The organism is Streptomyces sp. NPDC005151 (assembly GCF_053599875.1).
Genome location: NZ_JBSFYR010000168.1, coordinates 1 through 8114 on the forward strand (window position 1 = coordinate 1; position 8114 = coordinate 8114).

The 8114-nt window shown below is 69.0% G+C and carries 9 protein-coding genes and 2 pseudogenes; 6 read left to right on the forward strand and 5 right to left on the reverse strand.

What is annotated here, in order from left to right:
- Positions 1–9 precede the first annotated feature (9 nt).
- Positions 10–855, forward strand: coding sequence for a helix-turn-helix domain-containing protein (locus ACWD6R_RS38820; protein ID WP_451823071.1), 846 nt, complete (start codon positions 10–12; stop codon positions 853–855).
- Positions 852–1058 carry a DUF397 domain-containing protein gene (locus ACWD6R_RS38825; RefSeq protein WP_451823064.1) on the forward strand — a complete coding sequence of 69 codons (207 nt, stop codon included), beginning with the start codon at positions 852–854 and terminating at the stop codon, positions 1056–1058. The genes ACWD6R_RS38820 and ACWD6R_RS38825 overlap by 4 nt, the downstream gene beginning before the upstream one ends.
- 83 nt (positions 1059–1141) lie before the next feature.
- On the opposite strand, the gene ACWD6R_RS38830 is transcribed toward ACWD6R_RS38825, so the two are convergent.
- Positions 1142–1600: a hypothetical protein gene (locus tag ACWD6R_RS38830; RefSeq protein WP_451823065.1), complete on the reverse strand. Its 459-nt coding sequence runs from the start codon at positions 1598–1600 to the stop codon at positions 1142–1144.
- Between the two features lie 474 nt (positions 1601–2074).
- On the opposite strand from ACWD6R_RS38830, the gene ACWD6R_RS38835 reads away from it, so the two are divergent.
- Positions 2075–2512 (forward strand): hypothetical protein, encoded by a 438-nt coding sequence (locus ACWD6R_RS38835; protein WP_451823066.1) that lies wholly within the window; start codon positions 2075–2077, stop codon positions 2510–2512.
- A 150-nt stretch (positions 2513–2662) separates the two neighbouring features.
- Here ACWD6R_RS38835 and ACWD6R_RS38840 read toward each other — a convergent pair.
- Positions 2663–3349, reverse strand: a pseudogene (locus ACWD6R_RS38840) (IS256 family transposase); the annotation flags it as partial.
- A gap of 600 nt (positions 3350–3949) precedes the next feature.
- Here ACWD6R_RS38840 and ACWD6R_RS38845 point away from each other — a divergent pair.
- Complete coding sequence (locus ACWD6R_RS38845) at positions 3950–4345, forward strand: SEC-C metal-binding domain-containing protein (RefSeq protein WP_451823067.1); 396 nt, start codon at positions 3950–3952, stop codon at positions 4343–4345.
- Positions 4346–4472: 127 nt separating this feature from the next.
- On the opposite strand, the gene ACWD6R_RS38850 is transcribed toward ACWD6R_RS38845, so the two are convergent.
- Positions 4473–5024: a DoxX family protein gene (locus ACWD6R_RS38850; protein ID WP_451823068.1), complete on the reverse strand. Its 552-nt coding sequence runs from the start codon at positions 5022–5024 to the stop codon at positions 4473–4475.
- Positions 5025–5250: 226 nt separating this feature from the next.
- Between ACWD6R_RS38850 and ACWD6R_RS38855 the strand changes: the two genes are divergently transcribed.
- Positions 5251–5895: an alpha/beta hydrolase gene (locus tag ACWD6R_RS38855; protein ID WP_451823069.1), complete on the forward strand. Its 645-nt coding sequence runs from the start codon at positions 5251–5253 to the stop codon at positions 5893–5895.
- A 76-nt stretch (positions 5896–5971) separates the two neighbouring features.
- Positions 5972–6182 (forward strand): annotated as a pseudogene (locus tag ACWD6R_RS38860) (ArsR/SmtB family transcription factor); the annotation flags it as partial.
- Here the strand turns inward: ACWD6R_RS38860 and ACWD6R_RS38865 are convergent.
- Positions 6148–7308 carry an alkaline phosphatase PhoX gene (locus tag ACWD6R_RS38865; RefSeq protein ID WP_451823070.1) on the reverse strand — a complete coding sequence of 387 codons (1161 nt, stop codon included), beginning with the start codon at positions 7306–7308 and terminating at the stop codon, positions 6148–6150. The pseudogene ACWD6R_RS38860 and the gene ACWD6R_RS38865 sit on opposite strands and share 35 nt — an antisense overlap.
- 347 nt (positions 7309–7655) lie before the next feature.
- The gene (locus tag ACWD6R_RS38870) at positions 7656–8105 is read right to left on the reverse strand and encodes an ATP-binding protein (protein WP_451823072.1); all 450 of its coding nucleotides are present in this window, start codon (positions 8103–8105) and stop codon (positions 7656–7658) included.
- Between the last annotated feature and the right edge of the window lie 9 nt (positions 8106–8114).

The window sequence follows — 8114 nt, forward strand, 5'->3', positions numbered from 1 at the left end:
GTGAGGACAATGCGGGATACGCGGAACGGCCGCGCGACGAAGGCGAAGGAGGAGAACGACCTGCCGGGCGTGTGGGCGGCTTACGGCAAACTCCTTCAGCATCTGCGCAAGCGGTCCGAGTTGAGCCAGCAGGCGCTTGGGGATGCGATCGGCTACTCGCTGGAGCAGGTTGCTTCGGTCGAGCAGGGACGACGGCCGGCGAAGGATGCGTTCACGGTGGCGGCGGACCGGGTGCTGGCCGCGGGCGGCGTGCTGGAGGTGCTCCAGGATGAGGTGGACCGGGCGAAGCTGCCGAAGTTCTTCCGCAACTTCGCGCTCATCGAGGCGGAGGTGGCGAGCCGGTTCTCGTACGACCCACTGCTGGTGCCGGGGCTGCTGCAGACGGAGGCGTACGCGCGGGCCGTGTTCGCGGGGCACTGCCCGCCGCTGAGCGAGGAAATCGTCGACCAGCACACGGAGGCGCGGCTGGCCCGACAGAAGCTCCTGGCGCGTATGCCGCTTGCGGACCTATCGTTCATCGTCAGCGAGGAGGCGCTGCGGAATCCGGTGAGCGACGCGGAGGTCATGCGCGGGCAGTGGCAACGCCTGTTGGACGTGGGCAGGTTGCGGAACGTGGAGGTCCAGGTCATGCCCGCCGCGCCGGGGTTCCACGCGGGCCTGAACGGGCCGTTTGTGGTGCTGCAAACGAAGGAGCTTCAGCACCTCGGATACATCGAGTCGCAGGAAGTCGGGTGCGTCGTCCGTGATCCGACAGAGGTCAGCGCCTTCGGGTTGCGATATGGCAAGCTGCGGGCACGGGCTCTGAACGGCGTGGAGTCTGCGCGGCTCATCGAACGGCTGGTGGGAGAGACATGAGCGTGGAGCAGGTTTCCGAGAACGTGGACGGGCTGCGCTGGTTCAAGAGCAGCTACAGCGGATCGGGCGGCGGCGACTGCGTGGAGGTGGCGGCCGGTCCTGACGCCGTGTTCGTACGGGACTCGAAAGTCGCTGGTGGTGGACCGGTGTTGCGGGTAGGTCGGGGCGGGTGGGCTGCGTTCGTGTCGCTCGCAGCTGGATAGTGCCGACGAGGATCTTGGGCGCAACAACGGGCCTACTCAAGTCACTTGAGGTGATGCGAGCGAGCCCGTTGTCACGCTGAAGCTCAGAAGGGGGCGCCCTCGGCACCCTCACCGAAATCCGAGCCACCTCGCGCGACCAGCTGCTCCTTGCGCTTCCGGATAGCGTCGGCGGAGGGCTTCGGCATGTCCGGGTGCTTGGCCGGCTTCTTGTTCAGGCCGAGGTAAACCTCGTCGGTGTAGACCTGGTGGTTCAGCTGGCGCAGCCGGTCGATGATCTCGGTCCGTGCGAGCAGCCCAATGGTGTAGCGCGTGCCCTGGTCCGTCTCATGGAGGCCGTGGTCGAGTGGGAACGTCTCGTGCGTCGGGTCCGCGTGCGGGGTCTGCCCGGAATCGTCCAGGAGGTCGAACCAGCCGTATGCCTCGACGGTAGCCCGGTCGATCTCCTCGTAGATGCGGCGGAGTTCGACGATGTCTTCGTCCAGGCAGTTCCGGTTGTGGACCAGGTTGTAGGTGGCGGTGAGGCCCATATTGCGGGCGAGCATCAGGTCGCGGCGTAGGCGTCGAGGTGGGTGCCGGCAGCGCGAAGGCGAGGATTTCGTTGCTCTCCGCGGAGATCTGGCGTTGGGAGATCACGGCCTGGCTGTCGTGCAGGACGGCGGCGAGGAGATGGACGGCCCTCTGATCGCCGCGGCGGCTGCCGCGTACCGTCTGCCGTCGACGGCCGGCCCCATCAGCGCGGGCCGACCCTCCTGGACGGGGTCACCGGAGTACCGGGCGAGCCAGGCGCCCACGGCGTCGTCAAGAGCGTCGCCGGTCGTGCCCCATGGGGTGGTGTAGCGGGTGAGGGCTCGGCCGCCTCCGGAGCAACCGCAGGGTCTCGCAGGACGGGCAGGCGGGGCGTCCGGCGACTGAGGCAGTGCACGGCTTGAACGTGTTCAATTTCTGTGCCAGGGTGCCGGAAGCGTTCGTGATCCAGCCGGTCGCGCACGCGGCCGTCGATCCTGTTGAGGTGGAGTATGCAGCGTTCCTGCCGGGCCATGCTGGTCCTCGTTGCCGCGGTCCTAGTCCTCACCGCTTGCGGCAGGCTCTGGAACCGGCCAGACCCCGAGGGTGACCCGATCGTGCTGGACTCGTCCGAGGTTGCCACCACGTGGACCGATGCCGAGGGCGGCACCCTGACGCTGAAGCCAGACGGCACATTCACCGCCGACAACGCCTGCGGCGCATGGAGCCCCGTTCCGGGCGGGAATTGGCACATGCCCAGGTCAGGAGAGGGCACTTGGACCCAGGACGACGCATCGAAGCAGACCGGGGTTCGGGCGTCCTTCGGACCCGACGGCCCCAGCACCGAGTATGCGGCGCTCCGTCACGGAGACGACCTGATGCTCTGGACCCGCGTTGGCGACGAGGACAATGATGATCCGCACTGCATCCTGACCAGCCCTGCGCGCTGAACTGACATCGCGTCGCGTGCCGAGCCGTGTGTACGCCTAGAGCGTGGTCACGTCCCCTGCAGTGGTGCAGCGGGACCGTTCTGATCTTTGCCCTGGGGGTAGATCGTGTCCATGCTGTCTTCGGGAAGGTAGCGGCGGGGGAAGGCGATCCACCAGGCGAACCCCGTTCAGGCCCCGTTCGCGCAGCGAGCGCAGGAACTCGCTCCAGAACGCCTCGGTCTCGCTGTCTCCGACCATCAGGCCCAGCACTTCGCGTCCGCCGTCCTCGGTGATGCCGGTGGCGATGACCACGGCCTGGGACACGATCTGGTGGTTCACCCGGGCCTTGCAGTACGTCGCGTCCAGGTAGATGTAGGGGAAGCGGGTGTGGTCCAGCGGCCGGGTGCGGAAGGCCGTGAGCTCGGTGTCGAGCCCGGCGCAGAGCCGGGAGACCTCGCTCTTGGAGATACCGGTGTCCGCACCCAGGGCCCTGACCAGGTCGTCCACGCTGCGGGTGGACACTCCGTGGACGTATGCCTCAACGATGACGGCGTAAAGGGCCCGGTCGATACGGCGACGGCGTTCGAGCAGGCTGGGGAAGAAGCTTCCGGTGCGGACCTTCGGGATCGCCAGGTCCAGGTCTCCGGCCTGCGTGGTCAGCACCTTGTCGCGGTGACCGTTGCGCCAGGTCGTGCGGGTCTCGGCATGTTCGCCGGGCTCCGCGCCGATGTGGGCGGTGGCCTCGGCCTCGATGAGCTCCTGCAGGATCCGCTGGGCCAGGACCCTGATCAACTCAATTCCGTCCGCCGTACGCAGTGACTCCATCAGCCGGAGTAAGTCATGCTGGGACAAGGTCATCGCGTCACCTCTCAACGAGCTTCTCTACTCGGAGAGTTGCGCGATGGCCGCTCCATGACCAGGGGCTACGCGTAGATTGCTGCTACACCACTCGGCGGGACACCATCGTGCGCGTCCCAGCTCTCCGGCCTGCCGGAGCGCCACCGGGCGGTGACGAACGGGCAGGTCGGCCCACGAGTGCAGGCGTGCGGTGTCCATCGATGAGCAGCAAAACCGGACATGTGGGCAAAAGGCGCTCCGGGCGGGTGTCGGTGACCTCGATACGGACGACTTCCGGGAGGAGCCGCAGTGTCAACCGGAAGTCGCGGCCGTGCGTGATCGCATGGGACGCGAGTCCAGCCGTGACAAGGGCGACCGTGCGGGCGGCGTAGGAGTCGTCCGGTGTCCCGCAGGGAGAAGCCGCGCGGGCGCGCATTTCGCCTCGGCAGGGTTCAGCATGAACGATCTCGCGATGCCCGGCGCCTCAACTACCGGGTACGAAGCCTTTCTCGCCGCGCTGAAGCGGGAACCGACGGCAGCGGAATGTGTGCGGTGGGCCGCTCAACACGCCGGTGATCCGGAGGAGCCACGTGCCACACGTCCGGCCCTCTCGGCCCGGACGTGCCCGATGACGGGGAGGCGTTCGACGGGAACGTACTGCGCTGGGTCCGCGAGGACTTCGCCGCGGTCCGCTCCCGCTGGCCCGAGTCGACCGCCCTCTACGGTGACGACTACGACAACTACGCCTCGCGGGTACAGCGGGAGGCCCGCGCCTACGACCAGGCAGGTGCCGCTCACGTGCGCATGGTCAGCGCCACCCTCACGGCCTACGAGACGTATGCCCGGCGTCAGGGCCGGGACGCGGCTGAGGCGGCCACCCGCAGGGAGTTCGGCGAGTGGTACGCCACGGCACATCCCGACCGGGTGCTGTTGTGGCCGCCCGCGCGCAACGGACCGTGCTGGTGCGACTCGGGGCGCAAGTACAAGAAGTGCTGCGGCACACCCGCCAAGTACTGAGAGGCGTTCCGACACCGGGCAGGGCACCCGGAGCAGCCGGTGCGACACAGCTCCCCAGCATGCAGACCACGATCGCCGCCACCGGGGCATGGGGTGACGTGCGACGTGGAGGGATGGGAGCCCTGCCTCAGTGACGCAGCAGCAGCGTGACGCCGGCCACGACGGCACCGAGCACGATCGCGGCGACGCCGTAGGCGACCCGGTGCGAGCGCAGCCAGGGCAGCAGTCGGTCCACGGCGATCCGGCCGGGGCCGGTCAGGGCGAGCGCCACCGCGGTCAGGGCGATGAGGATCTCGTACTCGACGCCCTCCGGGGCGAAGAAACCGCCGCCCCACTTGACGGAGATCGCGTTGACAAGCGTGCCCGCGACGGCCGCGGCGGCGAGCGGAGTGAGCAGGCCGAGCGCGAGGCCGAGCCCTCCGAGGGTCTCGCTGAGCCCGGCCACGACAGCGAACGCCTTGGGCGAGGGGTAGCCGGAGGCGGCGAAGAACTGCCCGGTGCCGTCGATGCCACCCCCGCCGAACCAGCCGAACAGCTTCTGGGCGCCGTGCGCGGCCATGGTCAGGCCGAGTGCGAGGCGCAGGACGAGCAGGCCGATGTCATAGGCGCGGGCGGGCGCGGCCGGGGCCTTCTCGGGCGCGGCGGCGGGGCGGGACAGGGTGGTGGCAGGAGTGGTCAAGGGAGGGGCTCCTCGTGGGGCGGATGGCAGGGGCCGCGCGACGCTGGGCGACACCACATTAACTTGAAACTTCAAGATAATTCACGATCACCCTTACTTCAACTTTCAAGCAATTCGTGTAAGGTCGACCTCGCGGCCGGCCTGACGGCGGCGCCGCGTCGGCTCCCTGCTTGGTGCACAGCAGTCGGCTGCCATCGAGACCGTACGTGCACCAGGAGTTGCCGCTATGCCGTACACCGTCGCCCCCACCATCCGCTGGTCCGTCGAGCCCGTCTGCAGGCCCGGCACGCCGCTCGTCGTCGCCCTGCACGGGCGGGGGGCGGACGAGACGTCGTTCGCGCAACTCACACCGCATCTGCCGCAGGGAGCCACCGCGGCCTTCGTGCGCGCCCCGCTGGCCGAGGGTGCTGGATACGCGTGGTTCGCCAACCGGGGCATCGGGCGCCCGTTGCCCGACTCCATCGCCGCGACCGCCGACTGGCTGTTCGGCTGGCTCGACGTCGAGGCCGCGGAGCACACCTCGGTCTCGCTTCTCGGCTTCTCGGGCGGCATGGCGATGGCGGGCGGTCTGCTGCTCGCTCGCCCGGAGCGGTTCGCCGCTGCCGTGCTCCTGTCCGGCACGCTGCCGTGGGACGCGGGCCTGCCGGAGGAGCCGGGGCGCCTGGCCGGGGTGCCGGTCTTCTGGGGGCGGGATGACGCGGATCCGGTGATCCCCGCCGACCTTGTGGCCAGGACGGGTGAATGGCTGCGCGAGAAGTCGGGCGCCCGCCTTGCGGAACGCCGCTACCCGGGGCTCGGACACGGCATCGCACTGCCGGAGCTGGCGGATGCCTCGGACTTCTTGCAGGGCGCCTGGAGTGCTGCGGCCTGAGCAGCTATGTCCGGCGGACGCGCCACCGCCCCGGGACCCGCCTTCCCATGCATGGCCACACGGACGCACGAGCAGCACGACCAGTGAACTCGCCCGCAGAGCCGGGGTGTCGCTCGCCTCGGCCGACCAGCACGTGGCCCGTGCTGCGAGAGGCGGGCCTGGTGGCCACCCTGCGGCACGGCAATGCCGTGCCGCACACGGTGACGCCGCTGGGCGCCGCCCTGTCGAGAGGCAGCGCCCAGCTACAAGTGCCTACGCCCGGAAGGGGCCGGTCACCTCGTACGTGATGCCGGCGGACGAGCTGCCGGTCGTACCGCGCTGGCTGGAGAAGTACAGCCGCTTGCCGTCGGGCGAGAAGGCCGGTCCGGTGATCTCGGAGGCGGACTGGCCGGTGATCCGCAGGAAGGGAGCCACCACGTCGTCGGGCGTGATGATGCAGATCTCCATGTTGCCGCCGTCCTCGGCGACGAACAGGTCGCCGGAGGAGGACCCGGTGACATTGTCGACGCCGGTCAGCGGGGCACCGCCGCCCACCACCAGCGAGTCGTCGTAGGCGAGTTCATAGGTGTTCGTGGCCAGGTTGACCTGCCAGACGCGGTTGTCGCCCTTGGTGGTGAACCAGACGGTGTCGTTCGAGTAGTGGCAGCCCTCACCGCCGTTGAACCGCTTGGCACCGGACACCTGGTCACGGGTCACGGTCGGGACGCCGTCCGGGTCCGGCACAGTCGCCCAGGTGAACGAGCCGGAGGTGGCGGTGCCGGCCTTCAGCACCTGGAGCGTGCCGGAGGACAGGTTGCCCCAGGTCGTCGGGATGAAGCGGTAGAAGCAGCCGTTGGTCTCGTCCTCGGTCAGGTAGATCACCTTGCGGACCGGGTCGGCCGCGGCCGCCTCGTGCTTGAACTTGCCCATCGCGTCCCGGCGGACGGCCGCGTTCACACCCCACGGGTCGGTCTCGTACACGTACCCGAGGCTGACCTCCTCGCAGGAGAGCCAGGTGTTCCACGGGGTGGCGCCACCCGCGCAGTTCTGCCGGGTGTTGGAGAGGATCCGGTACGCGCCGGTGATCGCGCCGGTCGAGGAGAACTTGACCGCGCTCGCGCCGCCGGAGGGGTTGATCTCCGAGTTGGAGACGTAGATCCAGCCGGTGCCGTCGGCGAAGCAGGCACCGCCGTCAGGGGCGTTGTGCCAGGTGTAGTTGGTGGAGCCGACCTTCTGGCTGGACCGGGCGATGACCCTGCTGGTGAACCCGGCAGGCAGCTGGATGCCGTTGGCGTCCGCGGCACCCAGTGCGCCGTAGGGTCCGGAGCCGGGCTGAGCCGGGGCCGCGTAGGCGGCGCCGTGCATCAGGGTTCCGCCGAAGGCCGCGGCCGCACCGCCGATGACCGCTCCACGAAGAAAATTGCGACGCTCCACTTGTCACTCCAGGAAGAGGTAATGACTTGCCCGCCACCGGCCGGTGGCGGAATCGCACGCTTCCGCAAGGTAGGAGTGCCGAATTGACGGGGCGTGAACACCAAGACATCCAAAGATGATGAGGGCATGCCACCCGTAGCGCTGAGCTGTATCCGAAGAACGGCTGTGAACTGCCCCTCGACGACCTGCGCGAACTCTTCGCCCATGCCGAGCAGTTCCCCGGCACACTGCCCCTGGTCGCCGAGACCAACGGCAGGAGGATCACGCGGGCGAGGGCAGAACTCCCACCGGCCAAGTCCTGACCGTCGTGTTGTCGGGAATGCGATCGGCTTGGGACTCACCCCGGCTCACTCCGCCACCGCCACCTCCGCCCAGACCGTTTTCGTGAACGCGTCGCGGACGATGCAGCCCCAACGGTCCGCGTACGCCTCGACGAGCAGCAGACCGCGGCCCGACGTCGCGTCGGCGGACGCCGGTCCCGCTGCCGGGATGAGCGGCAGGCGCTTCGGGCGGGTGTCCGTCACCTCGATACGGACGGCGTGGGGCAGGAGGAGGAGCGTCAGACGGAAGTCGCGGCCGGGGAGGCGGCCGTGGGTGATCGCGTTGGAGACTAACTCTGCCGTGACCAGGGCGACGTTCCGCACGAGGTCGGAGTCGTACGCGATGCCGCACCACTCGGTGAGCTGCTGGACGGCAAGCGTACGGGCCAGCCGGGCGCCTCGTCTTGTGCTGCTGAGGCGGAGGCTGAACTCTGGCACGGTCGGGCGGGGTTCGGGAGTGATTGCCTGGTGCTTCACCGTGCCATC

Excerpts from the sequence above, each read along its gene's own strand:
- ACWD6R_RS38830 (WP_451823065.1), bottom strand. The coding sequence starts at position 1,600 with ATGCTCGCCCGCAATATGGGCCTCACCGCCACCTACAACCTGGTCCAC.
- ACWD6R_RS38820 (WP_451823071.1), top strand. The coding sequence starts at position 10 with ATGCGGGATACGCGGAACGGCCGCGCGACGAAGGCGAAGGAGGAGAAC.
- ACWD6R_RS38825 (WP_451823064.1), top strand. The coding sequence starts at position 852 with ATGAGCGTGGAGCAGGTTTCCGAGAACGTGGACGGGCTGCGCTGGTTC.
- ACWD6R_RS38855 (WP_451823069.1), top strand. The coding sequence starts at position 5,251 with ATGCCGTACACCGTCGCCCCCACCATCCGCTGGTCCGTCGAGCCCGTC.
- ACWD6R_RS38835 (WP_451823066.1), top strand. The coding sequence starts at position 2,075 with ATGCAGCGTTCCTGCCGGGCCATGCTGGTCCTCGTTGCCGCGGTCCTA.